The sequence below is a fragment of the Corynebacterium mucifaciens genome (assembly GCF_012396315.1).
GTDB lineage: Bacteria > Actinomycetota > Actinomycetes > Mycobacteriales > Mycobacteriaceae > Corynebacterium > Corynebacterium mucifaciens.
In genome coordinates, this window is sequence record NZ_JAAXPF010000009.1 from 52,606 (window position 1) to 77,529 (window position 24,924).

Genomic DNA, 24,924 nt, shown 5'->3' on the forward strand with positions numbered 1-24,924 from the left:
TGAACCCGCTGGCCACAGCCGTATTAGCCGCGCCGCATGTCAACGCTTACACACGGCGGGCGAATCGACTACGGCTTACAGCTCGCCGACGACCTCGTCGCGGGCCGCGACCAGGTTGCGCAGGGAGGGCTCGACCTCCTTGTAGCCGCGGGTCTTCAGGCCGCAGTCCGGGTTGACCCAGAGGCGCTCGGTGGGCACGTTCTCTAGGGCAGCACGCAGCAGGCCTGCGATCTCCTCGGTGGCCGGCACGCGCGGGGAGTGGATGTCCCACACGCCCGGGCCGATCTCGGAATGGAAGGTCTCGTCGATGTCCTCGAGCAGCTCCATCTTGGAACGGGCGGCCTCGATGGAGGTCACATCGGCGTCCAGGCCGGCGACCGCGTCGATGATCTGGCCGAACTCGGAGTAGCAGAGGTGGGTGTGGATCTGGGTCGCAGGCTTCGCCTGCAACGAGACCAACCTGAAGGCGCGCACGGCCCAGTCCAGGTAGGCGGCGCGGTCGTCCGCACGCAGCGGGAGCAGCTCGCGCAGCGCCGGCTCGTCGATCTGGATGACCTTGATGCCGGCTTCCTCCAGGTCGCGGACCTCGTCGGCAAGCGCGAGCGCGATCTGGTCAGCGGAGACGGACAGTGGCACGTCGTCGCGCTTGAAAGACCACGCCAGGATGGTCACCGGGCCGGTGAGCATGCCCTTGACCGGCTTCTCGGACAGGGACTGGGCGTAGCGCGCCCACTCCACGGTCATGGCCTCCGGGCGGGAGACGTCGCCGACCACGATCGGCGGACGGGTGCAGCGGGAGCCGTAGGACTGGACCCAGCCGTTTTCGGTGACCACGAAGCCGTTGAGAAGCTCGGCGAAGTACTGCACCATGTCGTTGCGCTCGGCCTCGCCGTGGACCAACACGTCCACGCCGATTTCCTCCTGCAGCTCGATGACCTGCTTGATCTCCTGCTTGAGCGCCTCGGTGTACTGCTCGTCGGTGAGCACGCCGTCGCGGTGGTCGGCGCGGGCCTTGCGAATCTCCGGGGTCTGCGGGAAGGAGCCGATGGTGGTGATGGGCAGCGTGGGCAGGCCGAGCTCCTCGCGCTGGACCTTGTTGCGCTCGCTGAACGCGGGCTCGCGCTTGACCTCGCCCTCCGGCAGCGCTGCGACGCGGTCGACAACGGCAGCGTTGTGGATGGTCTCGGATTCGGCACGGGTGCGCACGGCGCGGTCGGACTGGGCGAACGCCTCCTTGGCGCCTTCCTCGCCGGCGACCAGGGCCTGGATCTCGGCGAGCTTCTCGTCGGCGAAGGCCAGCCACGGGGCGACCTCGACCGGGATGTTGCGCTCAGCCTTCAGGGTGTGCGGCACGTGCTGCAGGGAGGTGGAGGTGGACACGGACACCGGGCGGTCGCCGAGGGACTCGAGCACCTCGGTGCGCTCGCGCAGGTTCGCGGTCCAGACGTTGCGGCCGTCGACAAGACCTGCGACCAGGTGGGTGGACTCCGGAATCTGGGTGCGCACGCGCTCGGGGTAGCCGGAGTCCGCCTCCAGGGTCCACGGGGACAGGTCCACGTGCAGGGCTTCCACGCCCAGCTCGCCGAGGACCGGCAGGGCCTCGCGTGCGGCGCCGTACGGGGTGGTGAGGTAGACGTTCGGGCGCTCGTCGAAGGCAAGCAGCTTCGACCAGGCCTCGCGCAGGTAACCGGCGATCTCGGCGTCCGGGGTGGACAGGTCTGCAACCACGGCCGGCTCTGCAACCTGGACCCATTCCACGCCGGCGTTCTTCAGGGCGGCGAAGACCTCGCCGTAGGCGTCGACAAGCGCGGGCAGCAGCGACCACTCGGCGGGCTTGGACAGCGCGATGAGCGTGACCGGGCCGACCAGGTACGGGCGCACCTTGTGGCCGGCCTCGCGCGCCTCCTCCACGATGCGCAAGATGCGCTCCGGCACAGCCTTGATCTCCTGGCCTGCGGCGATCTCCGGCACCAGGTAGTGGTAGTTGGTGTCGAACCACTTGGTCATCTCCAGCGGCACGCGAGTGTCGTTGCCGCGGGCGAGGGCGAACTCCTCGTCCAGGTCAGTGCCGCCCGGCACCAGGCCGACGGTCAGTGCGGTCTCCAGCACCTGGTCGTAGAGCGCGACGTCCGCGGGGATGGCGTAATCCTCGGTCAGGCCGAGGTCGCGCAGGTGGTTGTAGTTGTTCACGCGCAGGGCGCGGGAGGTGGAGCGGAACGTGTCGGCGTCGATGCGGCCCGCCCAGTAGCTCTCCAGCGCGCGCTTGAGCTCGCGGTTCGCGCCGATGCGGGGGTAGCCCTCGATGGTGGCTTTCGGGAAGGTGGTCATTGTTGTCCTCTATCTATTCCGATGCGGTCCAAAAAGTCCCGCGTAACGGCCAAGTTGTTGTGCGTGTACACGTGTAAGCCCCCGGTGCCGGCGTCCAGGATCTCGCGCGCCAGGTCGGCGGTGAGCTGCATGCCGGCCTCGTACTCGTCGTCGGCGGCGCGCAGTTGCTTCTCGACGCCCTCCGGCACCTCCAACCCCGACAACTCACCCATGCGCTTGACCCGCTTCAACGAGGTCATAGGCATGATCCCGGGGATGAGCGGGATGCGCACGCCCGCCAGCCGCGCCACCTCCACGAACTCCAGGAAGTCCTGGGCCTCGAAGAAGAGCTGCGTGATGGCGAAGTCCGCGCCCAGGCGCTGCTTGGTCAGCAGCACATCGAGGTCGTGGTCTAGGTTGCGCGATTCCGCGTGCCCCTTGGGGTAGCAGGCCACGGACAGGGCCAGCTTGCCGCCTGCGAGGCGGAAGGCCTCTTCCTCCTGCACGTCCTGGATCAGGTTGAGCAGGTCGGTGGCGTACTGGAGGTGATCTGCCGGAAGTCCCGTCTCGGGCAGGTCGCCCCGCAGGGCGAGGAACCCGCGCACGCCGGCGTCGATAAGCACCCGCACCCACTCGGCGATCTCGTCGCGCGTGCCTGCGGTGCAGGCGAGGTGCGCGATGGTGCGCAGATCGGTGGTCTCCTCGATGCGGGAGATCACGGCGGCGGTGCCTTCCAGCCACTCGCTGCGGCGCGAGCTGGTCACGGAGACGTAGTCCGGGTTGTACTCGGCCAGGCCCGCGATGAGCTCGTCGATCTTCGCGCTGTCGTCCGTGGGGCGCGGCGGGATGATCTCAAAGCTCAGGGCGGTGCGCTGGCGTTTTGGGCGGGGGCGGCGGATCAGCGGGGCGCCCTCGCGGTCCAGCGGTGCCGAGGCGGACAGCCTGGTCGAAGGGGTGTCTTCGAACATGGCACGACCTTTCTCGGCTGGGGATGTTTTGCACCGTGGTTAAACGGTGCCTTGAAACTTATAAAGGCCACATGGCGGCCACAATGCGGGCCCGTTTTTCTTCCCCGTCTGCGCTGTTCACGCGCTTTTTCGCCGTGAATGTTAATCATGCAAAATGAACAGCTTGGTTCACTTTTGCATAACGCTTGGTTCACAACCGCACGGTCGGCGTCTGCGGATTTCGCTACCCTGGGCCGCGTAACCACGAGAAACACAAGGAAACTCAAGGAGAATCCCATGAACCTCAAGACCATCGGCCTCGTCGCCACCGGCGCAAATCAGGCGCGGAAGTACCTGCGCGAGCAAAGCGACAAGCGCGAGCGCGACATCTACCAGTCCCTTCTGGACAACCTGAAGGACGGCGACTTGGACAACCTGCACGAGAAGTTGAGCCCCAGCGAGCTGGAGGAGCTCTACGGCTCCGCTCGCGCGCACGCCGGCGACATCACGCGCGACGCGCACGACCGTTTGGACCGACGCCGCGCCGCCTTCGCCGAGGCTGCCCCGAGCCGGAAGGAGCGCCAGGAGCTGCTCCGCGCCCACGCCAAGGACGCAAAGAAGAAGAAGAAAGGCGGCTTCGGCAAGGTTGTGAAGACCACCCTCGGTACCGCCGCACTCGCCGGCGGCGCCTGGGCCGCGTGGGAGTTCTTCCTCAAGGACAAGCTGACCGGCGACAACACGGCGAACACCACTCACCCCGCCCCCACCCGCACCGAGACGGACCGCCGGGGCAACTCCACCATCGTCTACTCCACCCGCACGGAGGACGACCGCCAGCACCCCAACGAGGCCGACACTGACGGTTTGACCACCCTGGACACCCTGGCAGACAACCAGCGGGAGACCACCCACGCCCGCAACGACCTTGAGGCGGAGGCGGAAGCGCAGAACAACGCGGACGGCGGCGCAGAATTCGGCCGCCACGAGCTGCGGGACGACCGCTAAGCCGTGGTGCGCCACCCGGCGATGAGGTGGCGCACCAGCCTGTCGCGCACGTCGGGAAAAAGCTCCGCCAGCGGCGCCGCCAGCGGCCGGGTGGCCATGATGAGCTCCGTGGCCAAGTGCCACGGCGACTGCCCCGGGGCGATGATGCCGTAGGGGGCCGCAGCGTCGATAAGCAGCTGCACCTTGTCCATGAACGCGTCGCGGCGCTCCACTACCGCTTCGGCGCTCGGCTCGGCGGCAAGCGCGGTGGTGAGGATGCCCACGCTGGATTCCACGAGCGTCCACACGAACCGCTCGAACCGGCCGGCGGGGTCCTCCTCAAAGCCGTCGAGGGTGGCGTCGAGCAGCGTCTCGATCTGCTCGAGGAACACGATGGCGCACGCGTCGTACAACGCGGCGCGCGAGGGGAAGTGGCGGTACAGCGTGGCAATGCCCACCCCCGCATCCGCGGCGATGCCCTCGAGCGTGATTTCAGAGTTCGGCCGGGAGCCGATCTGAGCAAGCGCGGCGGCGATGATTTGGCCGCGCTTCGCCCTGGCGTCTGCGCGCATATCTGTCCCGCCCCCTTTTAGGTTTGACAGTGGCTATGTCGGGCAGCACCATATCACGAGTTAAGTGATAGTCCACCCTACGGTTAAGGGACCGCATGACCCCGATACTCAGCACCCAAGACCTCGTGCTACGCAAGGGCGACGCTCCGGAAACGTTCAACATCGGCCGGGGCTTGACCCTGCTGAACACGCGGCGAGAGTCCGATTCGACCCTGCTCAGCCTCGCGCTGGCAGGGCGTTTCAACCCGCACAGCGGCACCATTTTCCTCGACGGCGAAGAGACGGCCACACGCCAGCGCTTCAAGGACGTCGCGCTTGCCGGCGTGACGGAGATTGACAGCCTGGAGCGCCTAGTGCGCATCCGCGACGTGGTGCGCGAGCAGATCGCGTGGTCGCAGGGCTTCTTCGCCCGCACCCCGCGCACGTCCGAGGCAATCAAGTCGCACCCGCACGTGGAGAAGTGGCTGGAGCCGCTGCAGCTGACCGACATCGACTTGATGGCGCAGGTCGGCGACATCGGGCCGACAGACCGTTTCCGCCTGCGCGTTCTGCTGAGTCTTATTGCCCGCCCGGACGCGAAGATGCTGATTGTGGATGACGTGGACCAGGTCCGCAAAATGGACATCCGCAAGAAGATTCTGGGCGACCTGCGGGGAGTCGCGGCCTACCTACCCGTCATGGTGAACACAGTGAATGAGGAGGGGCTATGAGCGGCCTGCACATTGGATCCAACTTCCGCCTGTTCGCCCACGGCAAGCTTCCCAAGCTTGCCATTTTGGCGATCTTCCTACTCCCGCTGCTTTTCGGCGGCCTGTTCGTCTGGTCGTACTGGGACCCGCTGGGCAACCTGTACAAGCTCCCGGTCGCCCTGGTCAACTCCGACGAGGGCGAGAACGGCCAGGAAGTCGTCGACGAGCTGCTGGACCAGCGCCCGCTGGACTTTCAGGTGGTGAGCGCCGAGGAGGCGAGGGAAGGCATCGCGTCCGGCAAGTACTACCTGGGCTTGGAGATCCCTACGGACTTCAGCGAGGCCGTGACCAGCGTCCAGGACGACAACCCGCACGCCGCGAAGATCAACATCACGTTGAACGAGACCAACGGCTTTATCCCCACCATGCTGGGCGATAAGGCTGCCGACGCCATCGCGTCGGCCGTGTCCGACACCGTGGGCGGCAAGGTTGCCGAGCAGCTCTTCTTGGGCATCAACACCCTGTCCGACGGCGTGCACAAGGCCGCGGACGGCGCTGAGCAGCTCGACGAGGGCGCCAACACCGCCCACGAAGGTTCCGAAAAGCTCAACGAGGGCGGCACGAAGCTCAACGACGGCATCCAGCAGCTCAACGACAAGGTCCAAGAACTGCCGGACGCCGCGACCAAACTCGACGACGGCGCGAGCCGTCTGCAGGACGGCGCCCAGCAGCTCAACGATGGCCTCAACACCGCCTCCGACGGCGCCGACCAGCTGTCCAACGGCATGGTGAAGCTGCAATCGGGTACGCAGCAGCTTGGCGACGGCGCTACGCAGATCGCTGGCGGCGTGGACAAGATCGCGGGCTTCGCGGGCAAGATCACCGAGCTGCAGGCCGCGTTGGACGACATCAACGCGAACCTGAACAACGTGATCGCGGACTTGGACCGCTCCCCCATCCCGGGCTCCCAGCAGCTGGCGGACCAGGCCCGCGGTGTGCAGCTGCAGGTCAACTCCGGGCCGCTGCAGGCAGTCACGCAGAACGACTTGGTGGGCCAGCTGTTGCAGCTGCAGGACGGCGCCCACAAGCTGGCAACCGAGCTGTCCGACCCGAACGCCCAGTACCGCAGCGGCGTGGACCAGGCGACGGAAGCGTCGAAGACGCTGGCGGACGGCCTGAAGCGCCTGCAGGACGGCTCCGGCACCCTGCTCGCGGGCGTGACCACCCTGAAGGACGGCACCGGCAAGCTGGTGGTGGCGGCCAGCACGGCCACCGACGCCACGTCGAGGTTGGCGGCCGGCTCGAGCCAGCTGGTGGTGGGCCTGGGCGACCTGAACGACGGCCTGATCAAGCTCTCCGACGGCACCGGCGAGCTCTCCATGAGCCTGGCCGACGGCGCCGAGAAGGCACCGAGCTGGGAGGGCGAGCGTCTGGACAAGGCCATCGACGCGACGGCAGAGCCGGTGCGCACCCAGCACATCGGCGACGGCCTCACCTTCTTTGGCAAGGGCCTGAGCCCCTTCTTCCTGTCGCTGTCCCTGTGGTTCGGCGTGCTGATTATGTACATGATCATGCCGCCGTTTAGCCGCCGCGCCATCGACTCCGGCACGAACCCTCTGCGCGTGCTGCTGTACACGATGATCCCCTCGTTCATCATCGGCTTCGTCCAGTCCGTCGCGCTCTGGGTCATGCAGGTCTACATCCTGAATATCGAGCCGGTGCACCCGCTGACCATGTTCGGGGTATTGGTCTTTGTCTCCTGGGTGTTCGTGGCCGCCATCCTGGCGCTCAACACCGCGCTCGGCCCAGCGCCCGGACGCTTGGCCACCATGGCGCTGATGTCGCTGCAACTGGTGGCGTCCAACGGCCTGTACCCGCCCGAAGTGCAACCCGAGTTCATCCAGTGGGTGCACAGCTGGGATCCGATGCGCTACTCGGTGGACCTGATGCGCTATGCACTGTTCGACACCGCCACGTACGACCCGCGCGTGTGGACCGCCGTCACCGTCCTGCTCGCCGTGGGTGTGGGCGCCGTGGTCATATCCTGCCTGGCACTTCGCGCCCGCCGGGTGATGCAGCTGCGCCACCTCCACCCCGAGTTGACGGTTTAGCCCTACGATGGGCGAGGTAGACACTTTCCGCACAATCAGAAAAGGATCCCGCCCGTGTTTAACCCGCTGAATCTCCTCCCGTCACGCGGCTTTACCAAGAAGGACAAGACGGGCCTTCGCCTTGTTTCCGCGGCCCTGCGCATCCCGACCGGCGCGTTCATCCTGAACGCCGGCTTAGGCAAGTTCAAGGTGGACAAGGAAGGCGCGGAGGGCCTGCGCGATATGGCTGTGGACGGCATCCCGCAGCTCGGCCAGGTCGACGCCGAGACGTTCGCCACCGGCCTCGCCTCCGCAGAAACCGCGCTCGGCGCGGCCCTGCTGTGCCCCCTGATCCCGAACCGCCTGGCCGGCCTGGGCCTCACCGCGTTCGGCGCTGGCCTGCTCAGCATGTACTTCCGCGGCGACCAGTACACCGAAGACGACGGCATCCGCCCGTCCGACGCCGGCACGTCCATGGCGAAAGATGCCTGGCTTGTGGGCGCGGGCCTCGCGCTGGCCGCGCTGCCCAGGAAGTAGCGTTCCCTACAGCACCACGCTGGCCAACACTGCGATGGTGACCACCGCGCCGGTGAGGTAGTTCAACCAGAGGAACACCTTCCACGCGCGGTTCACGGCGGCCGACGTCTCGTCTGTGACGTTCCAGAACCGCAGCGTGTTGGCAACGTAGCCCACGCCCAAGAGGCCGACGGCCCAGCCGGGCGAAGGCAGGACGAAGCAGAGCACGGCTGCCGCCAAGTAAAAAATGCCGGCGGCGCGAGTGGTCACGCGCGCGCCGAGCTCGGTTGCCACGGAGTGCAGCCCCCCGGCGCGGTCCGACTGCACGTCCTGTACCGCCCCGAGCGCGTGGCTAGCCATCCCCCACAGGAAGAAGGCCACCAGCGCCACGCCGAGGCTGCCGCCGATGGATCCGCCCCCGATCAATGCACCCACCACAGCTGGCAGAGTGAAGTGCGCCGAGGACGTCACGGAGTCCAGCACCGGCACCTCCTTGAACCGCAGCGGCGGGGCGGAGTACGCCACCACCGCGAACAGCGCCAGGGCCAGCGCCGCCCCGGACGCCCACGTGCCTACCGCGAAGAGGTACAGCGCAAACGGGATGACCGTGACGGCGGACGCCACCAAAAGCGGCCGGTGCATCGTCTTGGGCAACACCGCGCCCTCCACGCCGCCCTTGCGGGGGTTGACAATGTCGGATTCGTAATCGAAAACGTCGTTGATCCCGTACATCGCAATGTTGTAGGGGACGAGGAAGAAGATAAAGCCCACCACGAGTTCTACGGTGACCCCACCCTGCGCCAGCAGGTAGGTCAACGCGAACGGGACTGCGGTATTGACCCAGCTCAGCGGCCGAGACGCCGCAAGAATTCCTCTCAGCATCAGTTCCTCCTCCACACAGCCGTCACCACCAGGGCGGTAAACAGCGGGTAGAACAAATCCTCCACGGGAATGCGCCCGATGTTCACGCCGAGGGTGGTGGCGTGGCCGAATTCGTACAGGCCCGCCGCCACCATCAGGTTGTCAAAAATGATGGTCAGCGCGAACAACACACCGGTGACAGCCGCGGTGAGCTTCCACGGCCGCACCCGCGCCCACAGCGCAACGGCGGCAAGCAAAAACGGGGCAGATATGTACAGGTACGTCACGCGCGTAGCAATCCCGTCAGGTTCATGGTCAGGTAGGTGAGGAAGAACAGGAAAACGGGTTCTTCCAGCGGCAGCTGCGGCGCCAGGTCGATGCCCACCATGTACGGCGAGTCCCCGCGCACGAACGTGCCGGTCGCTATGCCGAGACCGTCCCAGCACAGCAGCGCCACCACGCAGCCAGCGGAAAGCAGGGCGGCCTTGCGCGGGTCGCGGAAGAAAGCGGTCTTCCAGCGGTAGTCGATGATCACCATGCCGGCCAGCGAAAACAGCAGCACGCCGAGGTAGGCAAACTGCATTACAGGGCCTCCGGCAACGCACCCGGGCTGGTGTCACCGTTGAGGCGCTTGATCACGTTCTCCGCCGAAATCAGGCACATCGGCACCCCAACTCCGGGCGTGGTGGTAGCGCCGGCGTAATACAGGTTGTCCAGCTTGCGGCTCTTGTTGGAGCCGCGCAGGAACGCGGATTGCCGCAGCGTGTGCGCGGGTCCGATGGATCCGCCGGACCAGGCATGGTAGCGCTCGGCGAAGTCCGCGGGCCCAAGCGTCTGCTTCACGACGATCCTCCGGTCCAACCCCTCCACCCCGCACCACTGCGCGATCTGCCGGGTCGCCGCGTCGGCGATGCGCTCGACCTGCTCGCTCGCCTGCTCCCGGTACATGTTGCCGTGGCCGATAGCCTCCTCGGCCGCCACGGGGACCAGCACGAATAGGTTCTCGTACCCAGCGGGCGCCACGTGTGGGTCGGTGGCACTCGGCTTGGACACGTAGATGGAGCGGGAGGCGCCCAGGGGGCGCTGCGGGACGGGGCCGTCGAATACGGCCGCGAAGTCCTCGCCCCACTCGCGGGAGAACAGCAGGTTGTGGTGAGCGAGCTCCGGGATCTCGCCTTCCACACCCAGCATGACCAGCACGGTGCCCAGGCCCGGGTCGCGCGGGGCGAAGTAGCGCTCGTCGTAGGTGCGCTTTTCCTTAGGCAACAACCGAGTTTCGGTGTGGTGCAGATCCGCGCAGGAGACGACGATGTCGGCATCGAGCCTTTGGCCGTCGATAAGCGTGATGCCCGTGGCCTTGCGCCCGGAGTAGTTGATGGCGGCGACCTCGGTGTCGAACGAGAACTGCACACCCTGCTCCACGGCGAGGTCGTAGAAGGCGTCCATGACTGCACCGAATCCGCCCTGCGGGTAGAGCACGCCCTGGGTGAGGTCCGTGTGGCTCATCAGGTGGTACATGCTCGGCGTGCGCGCGGGGTGGGAGGACAGGAAGACCGCCGGGTAGGTGAGCATCTGACGCAGGCGGGTGTCGTTGAAGCGGCTGGCCACGAAGTGATCCAACGGCTCCGTGAGGTAGCGCGCGAGCTTTCGGTATTGGCCGGTGATCTGCGTAAACGGAGCGACGGAGCGGAAGGTGGTGTAGAGGAAGTACTCGAGCGCGAGGTCGTAGGTCTCCTCCGCGCTGTCGAGGTATTCGCGCAGCTTGGCGCCGGCACCGGGCTCGAGGGACTCGAAGAGCTCGATGGCGTTGTCGCGGCCAGAGGCGACGTCGATAGGCTGTTCGCCCTCGGGGAAGAGCCGGTACGCGGGGGTCAGCGGCCGCAGGTCCAGCAGGTCCGTGGTGCGTTTGCCGAAGAGGGCGAAGAAGTGGTCGAAGGCGTCCGGCATGAGGTACCAGCTGGGGCCGGTGTCGAAACGGAAGCCGTCCACGGACTCGTTGCCCGCGCGGCCGCCGTGGCTGGGGAGCTTCTCCACCACGGTGGTGCGGATCCCCTCGCGCGCGAGCAGCGCGGCGGTGGCCATGCCGGCGACGCCGGCGCCGATCACGATTGCGGTCTGAGGTTGTGTCATGGTGTTCTCGCTTTCTGTATTGCCCGCGCCGTGAGCAGGAACTTGCGGTGGTTGGGCACGCTGACCCGCGCGGCGGCCACGTCCTCGGCTGGTGTGGCGGCGATACGCTCGTTGAGGTCCCGGAAGAGTGCCTCGGCGGCTGCCACTCCCCTGCGCGCGGCGACGGGCAGCAGCGGAATGGCGGTACGCGCTGCGTCGAGTTCTTCCGTGATCTCACCGGTCAGCGTGCGCTTGAGGTCCTCGTCCAGCACGGGGCCCAGGTACGCCCGCCCCAGGTCACGCGAGTCCTCCCCCAGGTCGCGCAGGAAGTTCACCTTCTGGAACGCGGATCCGAGCGCCCGGGCGCCCTCTTCCATCGTGCGGCGGTCCTGCTCGCTCGGGTCATGCTCGCGCAGGAAGATATCCAGGCACATCAGGCCGATCACCTCGGCAGAGCCGTAGATGTAGGCACCTAAGTCGTCCGCGCTGTAGTCCGTCTGCGTAGTGTCCCGGCGCATGGAGGAGAAAAACGCCCGCACGTGGTCGTCCTTGATGCCGCAGCGGCGGTAGGTGTTGGCCCACGCGTGCAACACCGGATCAGTGTGGAAGCGGTGCCGCGGCGCGTGCAGCACCTGTTCCTCGTACACATCCAGCGCGGTTTCGGGGCACTCGTTGGCTTCCGCGGTGGCGCCGTCCACGATCTCGTCGGCAATGCGCACCACCGCGTACAGGTTGCGGATGTCGCGCCGAGTATCCGGGTCGAGCACACGGGTGGCCAGCGAGAAGCTCGTTGAGTAGTGTCCGATCACCTGCACCGCGGCTCGGTCCGCCATGCGGTCGTAGCGGGAGAGGTAAGAATCAGTCACAGCGGGCCCTTACGGTGAAACGTTGCGGTAATGGTCAAATCCTACAGCGCAGCACCGACATTGGGCCCGGAAATCGCCCATCGCCCCGGCAACCTCCGCCACGGCGGCGACGTTGCAAACCCCCGCATCATGGAATGCCAGCCCCGCCGGAAGCGGGTGACCAGCTGGCGTCCACCACGCAGCGCCCGCGAGTCCATCCCCACCACAAGCCCCGGGGCGAAGAGGACCGTCTCCCCCGGCCGCACGGCGAACGACAGCTGCATGTCGTCGTGCGCCCGCGTATCGGCCAGGTCTAGCGTCTCCCGGACAGACACCCACCAGCGCGCCCGGAACGAGCAGTTCGTGCCGAAGAGCGGCGGATGGCCCAGCGCTGAGCCCACGCTGTATCTATACGCCCCGAGATACGCGCGGGACACCACCGCCGGGACGCCGTCGAACTCAGCGGGCCCGGTCACACCCACGACATCGGATGCCGCACAGTGCCACAGACTTTCCAGTACGGCCAGGTAGTCGGGCGGAACGTGCGCGTCCGCATCGGTGCGCACGATAATGTCCGCGCCGAGTTGCGCGGCTCGGTCGTAGCCTGCCGCGCCCGCCCATGTGATCCCGCGGCGCGGCTCCGCGACCACCTCAGCGCCATGCGCCCGCGCAGCGTCTGCGGAGGCGTCGGTCGAGCCGTTGTCAACCACGACGACAACATCGGCCGGGCGTGTCTGGGCGTCGAAACTGGCCAAGCACCGGTCGAGCAGCGCGGCGTCGTTGCGGCACGGGATCACCACTGCGATGGTCGGCATGGGGAAAGTATATGGGCACCAATACAGAAAGCACCGGCCCATTTCGAGCCGGTGCTTAGGGTGGCAGCCTTAGATGAACTTGCCGATGATCTTCAGCAGGGTGGACAGAGCGCCGTCCTTCACGATGCGCGGGGTGAAGAGGTCCTTCAGGTTGGAGGAGGAGTTGATGATGCCGTCGGTCACCTCGAGGCCCTTCTTCGCGTTGTCCAGGCGCTGGCTGGTGATGTCGATCTGAGCCTGGGCGCGCTCGTTGCGCTCCTGCCAGGTCAGCTCCTCCTTCTTCTCCTTGGCCGGCTTCTCAGCTGCGGTGGTGGTGGTTGCAGCCGTCTCGGTGTCGGCGGTCTCTGCAGCCTGAGCCGGGGTGCCGGAGAGGACGATTGCACCCGCCAGGACGGATGCTGCTGCCGCGTTGGTGAACTTCTTCATAATGTGGCCTCCTGAAGTGGTGGTCGGGCGGTGTGATTTCAGACAGTAAGGCCGTCACCAGCGGTGATCAAGCAAAATCCGCGCTTGCGCCAAGACTTGGTACGAAGGTGCCGTAGCTTTTCTGCGCCGCACACCACGTGAACGGCACGGTTGCGCTTTCGCCCCATGTGCTGCACTGGTGCGTTGGGGAACGTTCGTACCCTGGAGGGAACTTTGGTGCCGAAGAGAGCGCGCACACAAACAAACGCTCCCCCTGCGCAATGCAGAGGGAGCGTTTGTGGTTCCTGTGGAGCATAGGAGAATCGAACTCCTGACATCCTGCTTGCAAAGCAGGTGCTCTACCAACTGAGCTAATGCCCCGCCGTACCCGGAGGTACCGTGGGCCTAGCAAGAATCGAACTTGCGACCTCATCGTTATCAGCGATGCGCTCTAACCGACTGAGCTATAGGCCCTGGGAACGAATAGGAATATTACAGAGGCGCTTGTGCACCTCCAAATCCCCAGCGTGTGGCCTATAACTGCAGCGGCTACCGAGAGCGGTTGGACATGGTGAAACTGATGCCTCCGACCAAGTCCGCGACGGCGTTATACATGATCACCGTCAGGGGCGCCATGATCACCTGGAACAGGAAGCCCACCAGGCCGAGCAGGCCCGCAACGGACATTGCCAGCTTCAGGTCCACCACCTGGTCGCCGCCCACGCCGCCGATCAGCGAGTTCACCGACTCGACCACCCCGGCCTGCTCCAGCGCGAAGTAGAGCAGCACGCACGCGCCCATCCAGGCGATGAAGCCGGCCATCGCCAGCAGGGTGGCCACCTTGAAGGTGGAGACGGCGCCGATGCTGCGGACGGTCACTTTCCGGACAGCCACGGGCTACTCCTCGGCCTCGGCGGAAGTCGCGCCGTCGTGGATCGCCTGCTCGATGGTCTTCTGGCCGGTGGCTACTGCGGTGGCCTCTTCCTCGCCCGCATCCTCGACGTTTCGGTCGATGGCCAGGAGCTCCACGCCGTCTGCCAGGTCGACCAGCCGCACGCCCATGGTCGCTCGCGACGACGGGCGGATCTGGTTCACCTCGGTGCGGATCACACCGCCGGCGGAGGTGATGGCGAAGATCTGGTCGTCCTCGGCAACAGAAAGTGCACCGATGAGCTTGCCACGCTTCGGGCTGTACTTGAACGTCATCACGCCCATGCCACCACGGCCCTGGGCGTTGTACTCCTCAATGGCGGTGCGCTTGCCGTAGCCGCCCGAGGTAGCCACCAGCAGGTACTCGCCGTCCTTGGCCACTGTCATGGCCAGCAGCTGGTCGTCGCCGCGGAAGCGCATGCCCTTCACGCCGGCGGTGGCGCGGCCCATCGGGCGCAGCTGCTCGTCGTCTGCGGAGAAGCGGATGGCCTGGCCCTGTTCGGACACCAGCAGGACGTCGTCGTCCTCGCCCACCAGGCACGCGCCGATGAGCGAGTCGCCCTCGTTGAGGTTGATGGCGATCAAACCGGCGGAGCGCGCGGACTCGTAGTCCGTCAGCCGGGACTTCTTCACGCGGCCGTCGCGGGTAGCCAGCACCAGGTACGGGGCATCCTCGTAGGAGCGGATCTGGATAATCTGCGCGATCTTCTCCTCCGGCTGGAACTCCAGCAGGTTGGCCACGTGCTGGCCGCGGGCGGTGCGTCCGGCCTCCGGCAGCTCGTAGGCCTTCAGGCGGTAGACGCGGCCGAAGTTGGTGAAGAAGAGGATCCAGTCGTGCGTGGAGCAGATGAAGAAGTTCTTCACCACGTCGTCCTGCTTCAGCTCGGCGCCGCGCACGCCCTTGCCGCCGCGCTTCTGGCTCTTGTACGCGTCCACCTTCGTGCGCTTGGCGTAGCCGGTGGAGGTGATGGTGACCACCACGTTCTCGCGGGCGATGAGGTCTTCCTCCGTAACGTCGCCGGTGGCTGCGACAATCTGGGTGCGCCGCTCGTCGCCGTACTTGTCCACAATCTCCTTCAGCTCGTCGCCCACAATCTCGCGCTGACGCTCAGGCTTGGCCAGGATGTCTTTGTAGTCCGCGATCTGTTCCTCGATGGCTGCCAGGTCGTCCACGATCTTCTGGCGCTCCAGGGCCGCCAGGCGGCGCAGCTGCATGGCCAGGATCTCGTTGGCCTGGATCTCGTCCACGTCCAGCAGGCCCATCAGGCCCTGGCGCGCGTCGTCCACAGTCGGCGAGCGGCGGATCAGCGCGATGACCTCGTCCAGGGCGTCCAGCGCCTTGACCAGGCCGCGCAAGATGTGGGCGCGCTTCTCGGCCTCGTCCAGGCGGTACTGGGTGCGGCGGACGATGACGTCGATCTGGTGCTTGACGTAGAAGCGCAGCATCTGGTCCAGGCGCAGGGTGCGCGGAACGCCGTCGACAATGCTGAGCATGTTCGCGGAGAAGTTCGTCTCCAGCGACGAGTGCTTGTACAGGTTATTCAGCACCACGCGCGGCACGGCGTCGCGCTTGAGCGTGATGACGATGCGCATGCCCACGCGGTCGGAGGACTCGTCCTCGATCTTGGAGATACCCACCATCTTGCCTGCCGTGACCTGCTCGGCGATGCTGTGGATGAAGTTGTCGGGGTTGACCTGGTACGGCAGCTCGGTGATGGTGATGACCTGGCGGTTGCCAATCTCCTCGATCTCCGTCACGCCGCGCATGCGGATCGAGCCGCGGCCGGTGGTGTAGGCGTCCTTGATGCCCTGGTCGCCCACGATCAGCCCTGCCGTGGGGAAGTCCGGGCCCTTCACGCGCTCAACTACGGCGTCGAGGGTTTCCTTCTCGTCGGCGTCGTGGTTGTCCAGGATCCACTGGATGGCGTCCGCCAGCTCGTTCAGATTGTGCGGCGGGATGTTGGTGGCCATGCCCACCGCGATGCCGTTGGAGCCGTTCATCAGCAGGTTCGGCACACGCGACGGGAGCACGGTCGGCTCTTGGGTTTTGCCGTCGTAGTTCGGGATGAAGTCGACGGCGTTTTCGCGGATGTCGCGGACCAGCTCCATCGCCAGCGGGGTCAGCTTGCACTCCGTGTAACGCATGGCCGCCGGGCCGTCGTTGCCGGGTGAGCCGAAGTTACCCTGGCCGTCTACAAGCGGGTAGCGCATGGACCACGGCTGCGCCATGCGCACGAGGGTGTCGTAGATGGCGCTGTCGCCGTGCGGGTGGTAGTTACCCATGGTGTCTGCCACGGGTTTCGCGCTCTTCACGTAGGAGCGCTCGGGGCGGTAGCCGTTGTCGTACATCGCGTAGATGATGCGGCGGTGCACCGGCTTCATTCCGTCGCGGACATCGGGGAGCGCGCGGCCCACGATCACGCTCATGGCGTAATCGATGTAGCTGGTCTGCATCTCCTCATTGATGTCGATTGGTTGGATGCGGTCGGCGCCGCTCGAGGTCTCGTCAGCCATGGTTGTTGAGTCTACCGGGCTTCTGCGCGGCGACGAAGCAGCACCGTGGTATCACAATGGTATGGCTATGACGCTCAGACTCACCGCAGACGAGGACCAAGCTCTCGTCCTGCTCGCCTCCGCCTGGGGCTGCTCGAAGCAGGAGGCCGCGCGCCGTGCGGTGGTCGCCGCAGCATCGCGTTTGCTTGACGACGCCCACGTCACCGACCTCGCCCGCTCCCTCATCCCCTCCTACGCCGGAATGGAAGCCCGCATACGGCAGGCCCGGCAGTGAGAGGATTTACCCCGGAGCAGCTCCTGGCCGTCGCCGACGAGTACTGCGCCGTCCACGGCTGCCACGTCCGCTCCTTTGCCGCCCTCGCCGCCTGCGCCGCCGTTCCCGGGTCTAGGTTTCACGGCGTGCCGGTGTTCGATTCCGTTGCCGCAGCAGCCCGCGAGTTGGCCGAGACCATCCGCGCGTTGCAGCCCCTCTCCCCCGGCGCCTCCAACGCCGGGTTCGCGGACGCCGCCGCCGAGGTGTACCGCCGCTGGGCAGGCTGAGGGGCGCCGGTGGGTCGTCGATAGGCAGCTGCGCACGATCTGACATTTCACACGATTTCGCACCCTAAAAGCGCAGTTCAGATTTTCCGCCCGTCAAATCGTGCGCACCCGCGCTCCTCCAGCACCACCGCCAAGTGCTTCGCCACGCCGCCCAGCATGTTCGTGCCGAAGCGCAGCGGCCGCCACGCGATGGACGTGAGATAGAGGTCGATGCGAGTGTCCTTGATCCGGCGGCCGGGATCGTCATGATTCGCGCCGTCGTAGTACAGCGCCACCCGTGGCCCCGGAAAAGCCAGGTCGGCACGGGTAACCAACTTGCCTCTGTCCACGAATTCCAACTGTTCCCGCAGCTCGATCCCGTAATCTTTGGCTATTTTGCTGGCTAGAAGGCGCATCTCAGTCTCCTTCGGCGAATCCGCGAGCGCACTCGAGGCCTTCAGCACCGAGGCGAGCCACCTGTTGTCCACACGGCCCCTGCTCGCGGCGGCAATCGCCTCGGGAGCGATGCCGAGAAACCGGCGGCAGGTGTCGACGAGCTGCACCGCGCGCACGAACACCTCCTCATCGGCGGGCGCCACGACCGGCCACGAGCACTCCCCGATGCGGATCAACCTGAGGGCCTGAGCGGCGGCAACGGCGGGTGCGGCCACCTGGATGGGCTCGCCGCGGCACACCACATTCCACGTCTCCCCTGGGCCGAGCGGCTGCCGGGTCAGCGTGGGGCTGAACTGACCGCCGAGCTTTTTCATCCGGTTCTTCGGCGCGATCAGCACCACGTCGTGAGCGTCGGCGAGGTACGGCAGCCCGTAAAGGGCCAGCGCACCGAATCCTGTGAGCGTGGTGCCCGGGTGCGTGAGTGCGCATGCCGCCGCGCGGTATTGGGCGGGTACCGCGTATTGCACTCGGCGCGGGTGGCGTACTGCATCGCGCAGCACAACTGACGACGGCCGAAGGTAGTCCCGCGGCACCAGAAACTGCCCGTTCACGCTTGTCATCCCCGGCGGGATCCGCCCGGGGTTCGCGTGCAGCAATCCACCGGCCGGCATGGTCATCCCGTTATGAAGGTGGCTCATGTGCACTTAGACGCGACGGGCTGCAAACCGGTTCCCCCGCACCTGCGATGACTGCTATGAGGAGAATCGCCGCTGGTCTGACCGCTACCGCCCTCGCTGCCGCCACACTCACCGCCCCGACCATGGCCGCCGCTGCCCCTAATGCGGAATTCGAAGTCCCGCCGAAGCGCCCCCTCGAGGGCCTGTACACCGGGTCCGCGCCTCTTTCGCTTGCGATCGCGCTGGCGGCGACGGCCGTCACGGTGCAGCTCATCATCGATTTTGTCCCGCCGGTCCGGGCCGCTATCGACAAACTCGCGGCGCAGTTCAACCTGACGCAGCTGGCGCATACGTACGTAAACGGTTCCCTGCCACAGCGTTAGCCCCCACCCGCGGCCTGTGTTACGGTTTTGCCCGTTGTGGTTGCAGTGGACCATGTGACTTATGATGCGCTGCGGTGGAAGAGCTGCAACCGAAAACGGCCGGCTTGCACCGGCCGTTTTCCCATTACACTGGCCCGCATGACAGATCTCTCTCAGCTACTTGCAAACGACATCCGCCCGAAGGTCGTCGAGGAGCTCGCTTCTCTCGCCGACACCACTGTTTCGCGCCAGTCCGGCCTCACCGGCATGGCGCTGAAGTCGGCGCTCGCGGCTGGGAAGAAGGCTGACTCGGACGTCGTCTCCAAGGGCGTCAACGCGGTGCTCCCCCAGATCGTGGACGAGCTGAGCCCGTACTGGTCCGCCTACCAGGCCAGCGACCAGCAGGGTTTCGGGGAATTCCTCGCCGGCCGCGAGGACGAGGTGATCAAGGCGATGCTCGACGCTGGCGACAAGCAGGTCGATTCCCTGCCCGGGCCCGTGCAGAAGGTCTACTCGTCGCTACGCGGCAAGGCCACGGACATTGCCGGCCCGGCGCTGCCAGAGCTCGGCGACATCGTGGAGCGTTTCGCGTAGCGGTCCCCGCTAGACGTCCAGGAAGCGGACGTCCTTCGCCCTGCGGGTGATGAAGCTGCGACGCGCGGCGACGTCGTCGCCCATGAGGATGGAGAACAACTCGTCGGCACGCTGGGCGTCTTCAAGCTCCACCTTGCGCAGGATGCGGGTCTCCGGATCCAGCGTGGTCTCCCACAGCTCCTTGGCGTTCATCTCGCCGAGGCCCTTGTAGCGCTGGATGCCGTCATCCGTGTTGATCTTGCGGCCGGCCTCCAGGCCCTCCGCCAGCTGCTCGTCGCGCTCGCGGTCGGAGAACGCGTAACCCGGCTCGCCCTTACCCCACTTGAGCTTGTACAACGGCGGGTTGGCCAAGTAGACGTGGCCGTTTTCCACCAGCTCCGGCATGAAGCGGAACAGCAGGGTCAGCAGCAGGGTGGCGATGTGCTGGCCGTCCACGTCGGCGTCCGCCATCAACACGATCTTGTGGTAGCGCAGCTTGGCGATGTCGAACTCGTCGTTGATGCCGGTGCCGAGCGCGGTGATGATGGCCTGGACCTCGGCGTTTTTCAGCACACGGTCCATGCGCGCCTTCTCCACGTTCAGGATCTTGCCGCGAAGCGGCAAAATGGCCTGGTACATGGAGTCGCGACCGCCCTTGGCGGAGCCGCCCGCAGAGTCGCCCTCCACGATGAACAGCTCGGACTTGGACGGGTCCTTGGAGCGGCAGTCCGCGAGCTTGCCGGGCAGGCCGCCCAGGTCGGTGGCGGATTTTCGGCGCACCAAATCGCGGGCCTTGCGCGCCGCCTGCCGGGCCTGCGAGGACGACACCGCCTTGTTCACAATGGCCTTGGCCTCGGCCGGGTTGGCGTCGAACCAATCCGAGAGGTTTTCGTTCACCGCGCGCTGGACAAAGCCCTTGACCTCGGTGTTGCCCAGCTTCGTCTTGGTCTGGCCCTCGAACTGCGGGTCGGCCACGCGCACGGACACCACGGCTGCTAAGCCTTCGCGGCAGTCGTCGCCGGTGAGGTTCGGCTCCTTGTCCTTGAGGAGCTTGTGTTCCCGCGCGTAGCGGTTCATCAAACTGGTCAGCGCGGCGCGGAAGCCTTCCTCGTGCGTACCGCCCTCATGGGTGTTGATGGTGTTGGCGAAGGTGTGCACGGACTCCTTGTAGGAGCCGTTCCACTGCATGGCCACCTCCGCCTCCAGGCCGTCGCCCTTCTGGTCGAAGCCGATGATGGTCGGGTGGATTGCGGTCTTGGACTTGTTCAGGTAGTTGACGTAGTCGATCAAACCGTCCGGGTAGTAGAAGGTGACCTTCTTCTCCCGCTTTTTCTTCACATCTGGGGCTGTCTCGACGGTGTCGTCGAACGAGTCGCCGTCGACAAGCGCTGCGGTGTCGCCCTCCTCGGCGATGGCCTCGAGCTCCAGCTCCTCGTCGCTGGCGCGCTGGTCCGTCAAGGTGATGGTCAAGCCCTTGTTCAGGAAGGCCATTTCCTGCAGTCGGCGCGAGATGGTGTCGTAGTTGAGGTCGACGGTTTCGAAGATCTCGGCGTCCGGCCAAAAGCGGATGGTGGTGCCGGTGCCGCGGGCGTTGCCGCCCTCCACCAGCTCATCCGGCACGGCCATCGTGAAATTCTGGTACCAGTGCTTGCCGTCGCGCTTGATGTCCGCCTCGACGCGGGTGGACAACGCGTTAACCACGGAAATGCCCACACCGTGCAGGCCGCCGGAGACCGCGTAGGAGTCCGAATCGAACTTGCCGCCCGCGTGCAGCTGGGTCATGACCACCTGCACCGTCGGGGCGCCGGACGGGTGCATCTCTACCGGGATACCGCGGCCGTTGTCCACGACCTCGACGCCGCCGTCGGCCAGCAAGGTCACGTCGACGCGGTCGGCGTAACCCGCCATCGCCTCATCGACGGAGTTGTCCACGACCTCCCACACCAGGTGGTGCAGGCCGCGCGCACCCGTCGAGCCGATGTACATGCCCGGGCGCTTGCGTACCGCCTCGAGGCCTTCGAGGATGGTGATCGACGACGCGTCGTAATGGGGTTGCTGCTCTGCCACGTTTGGAAAGCTCCTCCATGCGTAAATATGGGCCGAGTTTGTCACACAGGCCCGTTGAACCCATCTCATCTTACACGCTAAGGGGGACATTACGGGCACCCGTCCAACCCGCGAGAGGGCGTTTCACACGCGTTTTTCGCCGATTCCTACCCGTAGGTGTCGCGCGGGCCTCGGCCCTTCACGTGCAGCGGACCGTAGCGCCAGCTCTTCGTCTTCGGCCCGTACACGTGCAATTTCGTCACCACGTCCGGGCCGACCTTCGCCGCGATCGCGGAGAGCACCTCGCGCTGCATGTACTTCATCTGCGTCGCCCAGGCGGTGGAGTCGCAGCTCACGTGCACCTCGCCGCCTTTGATCATCTCCACGCGGGTGTGCTGCGCGATCTTCACGCCCACCAGTTCGTCCCAGTGGCCCATCACCCAGCCGTGCGCCATCTTTTCGGTCCAGTCCCGTTTGCGGATCTCGCTGCCCAGCAGGTTGCCAAAGGACGACACTTTGTAGCTTCGCGGCAGTGCGCGCCCGTCGGCCCCCGTGGGGATGCCTCGCACAGTTGCTTTACGACGTTCCTCCGGCACCTCTAACCCCGGCACCGTGATGGCAGCCTTTGGTCGGTCGTGAAGCGGGGGTCTGTTGCGCCGGGGGATGGCGCTGGTGCCCTGGCGGGAGAGGTCCGGGAGGGCGACGCCGCGTTTGCGGGCGGTGTCGCGGACGTTGTCGAAGCTGCGGCTAATCAGATCGCTCAACGGAGCTCACCCCGTCCTGCATGGTCACGGCGAAGCGCGCCGCCACAGCGTCGTCGAGGTTGCCGGGCAGATCGTCGCCCACCGCGGCGGTGACGAGCACCTGTTCCGCGTCGGACGCGACGTGGACGAGCCGCTCGCGGCGCTTCGCGTCCAGCTCGGCGAAGACGTCGTCGAGGATGAGTACCGGGTCGGTGCCCTCGCTGGCCAGAAGGTGGTACTCCGCCAGGTGGAGTGCGAGCGCGTACGACCATGTCTCGCCGTGTGAGGCGTAACCCTTCGCGGGCTGGTCGCCGAGCATGAGGGTCAGGTCGTCACGGTGGGGTCCGACGAGGGTCGCGCCCCGGTCGATCTCCTCCTTGCGGCGCCGGCCCAGCTCGGCCAGCATGGCGGCCTCGAAGACGTCCGGGTCGCGCGACGGCCCGCCCGCGAGCTCTGTGACTGCCCGGTCAAGCGTGGAGCTGTACGCCACCGACGCGGGACGCGACTCAGGGGCGACGGACGTGTACGCCTCGGTGATTCGCCCGGCGAGCTCGTCTACAAGCGCAAGGCGCCCTGCTACCACCTGAGCGCCGAGTGCCGCGAGCTGGCCGTCCCACACGTCCAGGGTGGATAGCGCGCTGGCGCCGTCGGCATCCTGGTACCCGCGGCGCAGCACCATGTTCGAGTTTTTCAACAGCGCGTTGCGCTGGCGCAGCACCTTGTCGTAATCCGCCTTCGCGCCGCCAAGACGGGGCGCTCGCAGTGCTACGAGATCGTCCAGGAACTTCCGGCGCTCTGCGGGCTCGCCTGTGATCAGGCGCAGGTCTTCCGGCGAGAACATCACCACCCGCAGCACGCCGAGCAGTTCGCGGGCGGATTTCAGCCGGGTGCGGTTAATCTGCGCCTGGTTTGCACCGTGCGCCTTGAGCAGCAGGTGCGTAGTCAGGGCGCGGCCGTCGTTGACGGTGGTGGCGGAGATGCGGGCGTTGTCGGCCCCGGCGTGGATGAGCGGAGCATCCGTCGATACGCGGTGACTGGACAGCTTGGACGAGTAGTGAACCGCCTCCACGATGTTGGTTTTGCCGTGCCCGTTGCGGCCGGCAAAGACGCTCACGCCCGGCTCAAGCTTGAGATTCAGCTCGGGCCACGAGCGGAAATCACGCAGATCGAGCTCGCGGACATGCATGGGCTAGCCCGGCAAGCGCACCGGCATGAGCAGGTAGGTGAAGTGCGTCTGCGGCGTGGGGAACGTCCCGTCCTCGCCGCGCTCGGGCATCACCTCCGGCTCCGGGATCATGATGGCCGGGCGGGAGGCCTCCGTGAACCCGAAGACGACGCGGTCGGTGCCGATGACCGAGAGGCCGTCGCGAAGATAGCCCGCGTTAAACGCAATGAGCAGCTCGTCCACCCCGGCGAAGGCGGCGGGCAGGGTCTCCTGCGCCGCACCCGAATCCGCGCCGGAGGAGAACAGAGTGAGCTCGCCCTCCTGGAAGTGCATGCGCAGCTGGGCGTTACGGTCCGCGACGAGGCTGACGCGGCGGATGGACTCGAGCAGCGGCGCGACTTCCACCGACGCGATCGCCGTGTGCGTCTTGGGCAGCAACGGCGCGACGTTGGGGAAATCGGCGTCCAGCATGCGCGTGGTGGTCTCGCGGTTGCCAGTGTGCAGACCGAACAGGCCGTCGCCGCCGATGTTGTCTGCGGATCCCGCGGCGAGTTCGACCGGCTCGTCAATGGAAGTGTCCAGGGTGCGGGCGTTATCCAGCAGCGTCTTCGCCGGGATGAGCAGGTCGGCCTTGACGCCGGGGTGAGCCGGCTCCCAGGTCAGGTGGCGCTGCGCCAGACGGAAGCGGTCCGTGGCGGTGAGTTTCACGTTCTCGCCGTCGATTTCCACGTGGATGCCGGTGAGCATCGGCAACGTGTCGTCGCGGCCGGCGGCGGAGGCCACCTGGGTGACGGCACCCGTCAGGGCAGCCGGCGAGATTCGGCCGGTGACCTCGGGAAGCTGCGGCAACTGCGGGTAGTCGTCCAGCGCGATCAGCGGGAGTTCGAAGCGGGAGGAGCGCGCCCTCAACGTCATCACTTTGCCGTCAGTGCTGACCTCGATCGCGTCGTTCGGCATCGTGCCCACGATGTCCGCCAGGAGCTTGCCAGCCACAGCCACGCGCCCCGGGTCGTTCACCTCGGCGGCGATGCGCACGCGGGTGGAGACCTCGTAGTCGAAGCCTGCGAATTCCAAGCCGTTGTCATCTGCGGTGATGACCACCGCGCGAAGGACCGGTTGCGTGGATTTGGTGGGCAGGCTGCGTGCTACCCATGCCGCAGCGTCGGCGAGTTCGTCCTTGTGGACGCGGAACGACACATTGTTGTCCATGGCGGCGCGGTCTCCTTCGCTCGGCAGATTCCGTGGGCAGGGTCAGATCGGACACCACTCTACATTTGTCATTTGGGGGCTTGCACGGGTGGTCGGCGGGCTTTTGCACACCCTCTCTTTCTCCAGATTGAATTACAAGAAGTAAAGGTGGCAACAACAGTAGGGGCTGGGGAATCTGTGGATGGGGGGCCTTTTCTGCCGGTCGCACGGCGTGTCGCGCGTGTGATTTGGGTTGTGGATAACGTGTGGATAAACACGCGCCTCTGTGGATAGATTTTCGGCCTGGGTGAAATTACACAATTGCAAGCCCGTTCTTCCACTGGTTATGCACATGCTGTCCCCAGTTCTATGTCGTGTGACGGCCGACACAATGTGTGCGATCTAACGAAACTACAACGGTGTAATTACACAGGTGTGGATAGGACTGTGGAGAGTGGTACTGCAGTGACTGCTGGGGTTTGCGGGATGGCGGGCCACCAGCTGCCACGCTGGATCCAGCTACAAAGAGCCAGCTATCCGCCGTTTGGGAGCGCGGACAAAAAGTTGGAGTGGTGGGGGCTGAAAGGTATTCCGATGCCCGCAGCATTTCCATCTGATATCCGCGATGGTGCGATCGAGAGGTTTTTAGCCGGCTCATCTGCCCGGGAAGT

Annotated in this window: 26 protein-coding genes and 2 tRNA genes; 9 read left to right on the top strand and 19 right to left on the bottom strand. The window is 66.0% G+C overall.

Features of this window, described 5'->3' with window-relative positions; all coding sequences use genetic code 11:
- Window positions 1-75: 75 nt before the first annotated feature.
- Both metE and HF989_RS08535 read right to left on the bottom strand, forming a co-directional pair.
- Entirely contained in the window at window positions 76-2,328 is a 2,253-nt protein-coding gene (gene metE / locus HF989_RS08530) for a 5-methyltetrahydropteroyltriglutamate--homocysteine S-methyltransferase (protein WP_168685661.1), read from the bottom strand.
- Complete coding sequence (locus tag HF989_RS08535) at window positions 2,325-3,275, bottom strand: methylenetetrahydrofolate reductase (RefSeq protein WP_168685663.1); 951 nt, start codon at window positions 3,273-3,275, stop codon at window positions 2,325-2,327. The genes metE and HF989_RS08535 overlap by 4 nt, the downstream gene beginning before the upstream one ends.
- A 276-nt stretch (window positions 3,276-3,551) precedes the next feature.
- Between HF989_RS08535 and HF989_RS08540 the strand changes: the two genes are divergently transcribed.
- Window positions 3,552-4,259, top strand: a complete 708-nt coding sequence (locus tag HF989_RS08540; protein ID WP_168685665.1) for a hypothetical protein — start codon at window positions 3,552-3,554, stop codon at window positions 4,257-4,259.
- Here HF989_RS08540 and HF989_RS08545 read toward each other — a convergent pair.
- Entirely contained in the window at window positions 4,256-4,810 is a 555-nt protein-coding gene (locus HF989_RS08545; protein ID WP_168685667.1) for a TetR/AcrR family transcriptional regulator, read from the bottom strand. The genes HF989_RS08540 and HF989_RS08545 overlap by 4 nt on opposite strands.
- Before the next feature lie 95 nt (window positions 4,811-4,905).
- Between HF989_RS08545 and HF989_RS08550 the strand changes: the two genes are divergently transcribed.
- The 3 genes from HF989_RS08550 to HF989_RS08560 are packed head-to-tail and all read left to right on the top strand — an operon-like array spanning window position 4,906 to window position 8,126.
- On the top strand, window positions 4,906-5,520 hold the full coding sequence (locus HF989_RS08550) for a hypothetical protein (RefSeq protein ID WP_168685669.1): 615 nt from the start codon (window positions 4,906-4,908) through the stop codon (window positions 5,518-5,520).
- On the top strand, window positions 5,517-7,610 hold the full coding sequence (locus HF989_RS08555; protein ID WP_168685671.1) for a YhgE/Pip domain-containing protein: 2,094 nt from the start codon (window positions 5,517-5,519) through the stop codon (window positions 7,608-7,610). Before HF989_RS08550 ends, HF989_RS08555 begins: the two co-directional genes overlap by 4 nt.
- A 54-nt stretch (window positions 7,611-7,664) precedes the next feature.
- Window positions 7,665-8,126 carry a hypothetical protein gene (locus HF989_RS08560; protein ID WP_168685673.1) on the top strand — a complete coding sequence of 154 codons (462 nt, stop codon included), beginning with the start codon at window positions 7,665-7,667 and terminating at the stop codon, window positions 8,124-8,126.
- A gap of 6 nt (window positions 8,127-8,132) precedes the next feature.
- Here the strand turns inward: HF989_RS08560 and HF989_RS08565 are convergent, their stop codons facing one another.
- The 11 genes from HF989_RS08565 to gyrA form a co-directional block, all read right to left on the bottom strand.
- The gene (locus tag HF989_RS08565) at window positions 8,133-8,987 is read right to left on the bottom strand and encodes a prenyltransferase (RefSeq protein ID WP_210729125.1); all 855 of its coding nucleotides are present in this window, start codon (window positions 8,985-8,987) and stop codon (window positions 8,133-8,135) included.
- Window positions 8,987-9,253, bottom strand: coding sequence for a lycopene cyclase domain-containing protein (locus HF989_RS08570; RefSeq protein ID WP_168685675.1), 267 nt, complete (start codon window positions 9,251-9,253; stop codon window positions 8,987-8,989). The genes HF989_RS08565 and HF989_RS08570 overlap by 1 nt, the downstream gene beginning before the upstream one ends.
- Window positions 9,250-9,549: a lycopene cyclase domain-containing protein gene (locus HF989_RS08575; protein WP_168685677.1), complete on the bottom strand. Its 300-nt coding sequence runs from the start codon at window positions 9,547-9,549 to the stop codon at window positions 9,250-9,252. The genes HF989_RS08570 and HF989_RS08575 overlap by 4 nt, the downstream gene beginning before the upstream one ends.
- Window positions 9,549-11,096, bottom strand: a complete 1,548-nt coding sequence (gene crtI, locus HF989_RS08580; RefSeq protein ID WP_168685679.1) for a phytoene desaturase family protein — start codon at window positions 11,094-11,096, stop codon at window positions 9,549-9,551. The genes HF989_RS08575 and crtI overlap by 1 nt, the downstream gene beginning before the upstream one ends.
- Window positions 11,093-11,941 (bottom strand): phytoene/squalene synthase family protein, encoded by an 849-nt coding sequence (locus HF989_RS08585; protein ID WP_343033580.1) that lies wholly within the window; start codon window positions 11,939-11,941, stop codon window positions 11,093-11,095. Before HF989_RS08585 ends, crtI begins: the two co-directional genes overlap by 4 nt.
- A gap of 41 nt (window positions 11,942-11,982) precedes the next feature.
- Window positions 11,983-12,735: a glycosyltransferase family 2 protein gene (locus HF989_RS08590; RefSeq protein ID WP_246233901.1), complete on the bottom strand. Its 753-nt coding sequence runs from the start codon at window positions 12,733-12,735 to the stop codon at window positions 11,983-11,985.
- Between the two features lie 69 nt (window positions 12,736-12,804).
- Entirely contained in the window at window positions 12,805-13,161 is a 357-nt protein-coding gene (locus tag HF989_RS08595; RefSeq protein WP_168685683.1) for a hypothetical protein, read from the bottom strand.
- A 287-nt stretch (window positions 13,162-13,448) separates the two neighbouring features.
- Window positions 13,449-13,521, bottom strand: a tRNA-Ala gene (locus tag HF989_RS08600).
- Between the two features lie 19 nt (window positions 13,522-13,540).
- Window positions 13,541-13,614: transfer RNA gene (locus tag HF989_RS08605), tRNA-Ile, on the bottom strand.
- A gap of 75 nt (window positions 13,615-13,689) precedes the next feature.
- Window positions 13,690-14,034: a DUF3566 domain-containing protein gene (locus tag HF989_RS08610; RefSeq protein ID WP_168685685.1), complete on the bottom strand. Its 345-nt coding sequence runs from the start codon at window positions 14,032-14,034 to the stop codon at window positions 13,690-13,692.
- Window positions 14,035-14,037: 3 nt separating this feature from the next.
- A complete protein-coding gene (gyrA, locus tag HF989_RS08615; protein WP_168685687.1) occupies window positions 14,038-16,584 on the bottom strand; it encodes a DNA gyrase subunit A in 2,547 nt (848 codons plus the stop codon).
- A gap of 61 nt (window positions 16,585-16,645) precedes the next feature.
- Here gyrA and HF989_RS08620 point away from each other — a divergent pair, with 61 nt between their 5' ends.
- Together HF989_RS08620 and HF989_RS08625 are read left to right on the top strand one after the other, a co-directional pair.
- A complete protein-coding gene (locus tag HF989_RS08620) occupies window positions 16,646-16,858 on the top strand; it encodes a hypothetical protein (protein ID WP_038608954.1) in 213 nt (70 codons plus the stop codon).
- Window positions 16,855-17,124: a TetR family transcriptional regulator gene (locus HF989_RS08625; RefSeq protein ID WP_168685689.1), complete on the top strand. Its 270-nt coding sequence runs from the start codon at window positions 16,855-16,857 to the stop codon at window positions 17,122-17,124. The genes HF989_RS08620 and HF989_RS08625 overlap by 4 nt, the downstream gene beginning before the upstream one ends.
- Before the next feature lie 77 nt (window positions 17,125-17,201).
- Here the strand turns inward: HF989_RS08625 and HF989_RS08630 are convergent, their stop codons facing one another.
- On the bottom strand, window positions 17,202-18,197 hold the full coding sequence (locus HF989_RS08630; protein WP_168685691.1) for a hypothetical protein: 996 nt from the start codon (window positions 18,195-18,197) through the stop codon (window positions 17,202-17,204).
- A 56-nt stretch (window positions 18,198-18,253) separates the two neighbouring features.
- On the opposite strand from HF989_RS08630, the gene HF989_RS08635 reads away from it, so the two are divergent.
- Together HF989_RS08635 and HF989_RS08640 are read left to right on the top strand one after the other, a co-directional pair.
- The gene (locus tag HF989_RS08635; protein ID WP_168685692.1) at window positions 18,254-18,559 is read left to right on the top strand and encodes a hypothetical protein; all 306 of its coding nucleotides are present in this window, start codon (window positions 18,254-18,256) and stop codon (window positions 18,557-18,559) included.
- Between the two features lie 138 nt (window positions 18,560-18,697).
- On the top strand, window positions 18,698-19,132 hold the full coding sequence (locus HF989_RS08640) for a DUF6918 family protein (protein WP_168685693.1): 435 nt from the start codon (window positions 18,698-18,700) through the stop codon (window positions 19,130-19,132).
- 9 nt (window positions 19,133-19,141) lie between these two features.
- On the opposite strand, the gene gyrB is transcribed toward HF989_RS08640, so the two are convergent.
- The 4 genes from gyrB to dnaN all read right to left on the bottom strand — a co-directional run bounded on the left by gyrB (window position 19,142) and on the right by dnaN (window position 24,274).
- Window positions 19,142-21,178, bottom strand: coding sequence for a DNA topoisomerase (ATP-hydrolyzing) subunit B (gyrB, locus tag HF989_RS08645; protein ID WP_343033581.1), 2,037 nt, complete (start codon window positions 21,176-21,178; stop codon window positions 19,142-19,144).
- Between the two features lie 146 nt (window positions 21,179-21,324).
- Window positions 21,325-21,921 carry a DciA family protein gene (locus HF989_RS08650; RefSeq protein WP_168685695.1) on the bottom strand — a complete coding sequence of 199 codons (597 nt, stop codon included), beginning with the start codon at window positions 21,919-21,921 and terminating at the stop codon, window positions 21,325-21,327.
- Complete coding sequence (gene recF / locus HF989_RS08655) at window positions 21,905-23,086, bottom strand: DNA replication/repair protein RecF (protein ID WP_168685696.1); 1,182 nt, start codon at window positions 23,084-23,086, stop codon at window positions 21,905-21,907. Before recF ends, HF989_RS08650 begins: the two co-directional genes overlap by 17 nt.
- A 3-nt stretch (window positions 23,087-23,089) precedes the next feature.
- Complete coding sequence (gene dnaN, locus HF989_RS08660) at window positions 23,090-24,274, bottom strand: DNA polymerase III subunit beta (RefSeq protein ID WP_168685697.1); 1,185 nt, start codon at window positions 24,272-24,274, stop codon at window positions 23,090-23,092.
- A gap of 465 nt (window positions 24,275-24,739) precedes the next feature.
- On the opposite strand from dnaN, the gene HF989_RS10700 reads away from it, so the two are divergent.
- Window positions 24,740-24,924, top strand: a 185-nt coding sequence (locus HF989_RS10700) for a hypothetical protein (RefSeq protein ID WP_210729126.1), incomplete at its 3' end; no start/stop codon positions are given.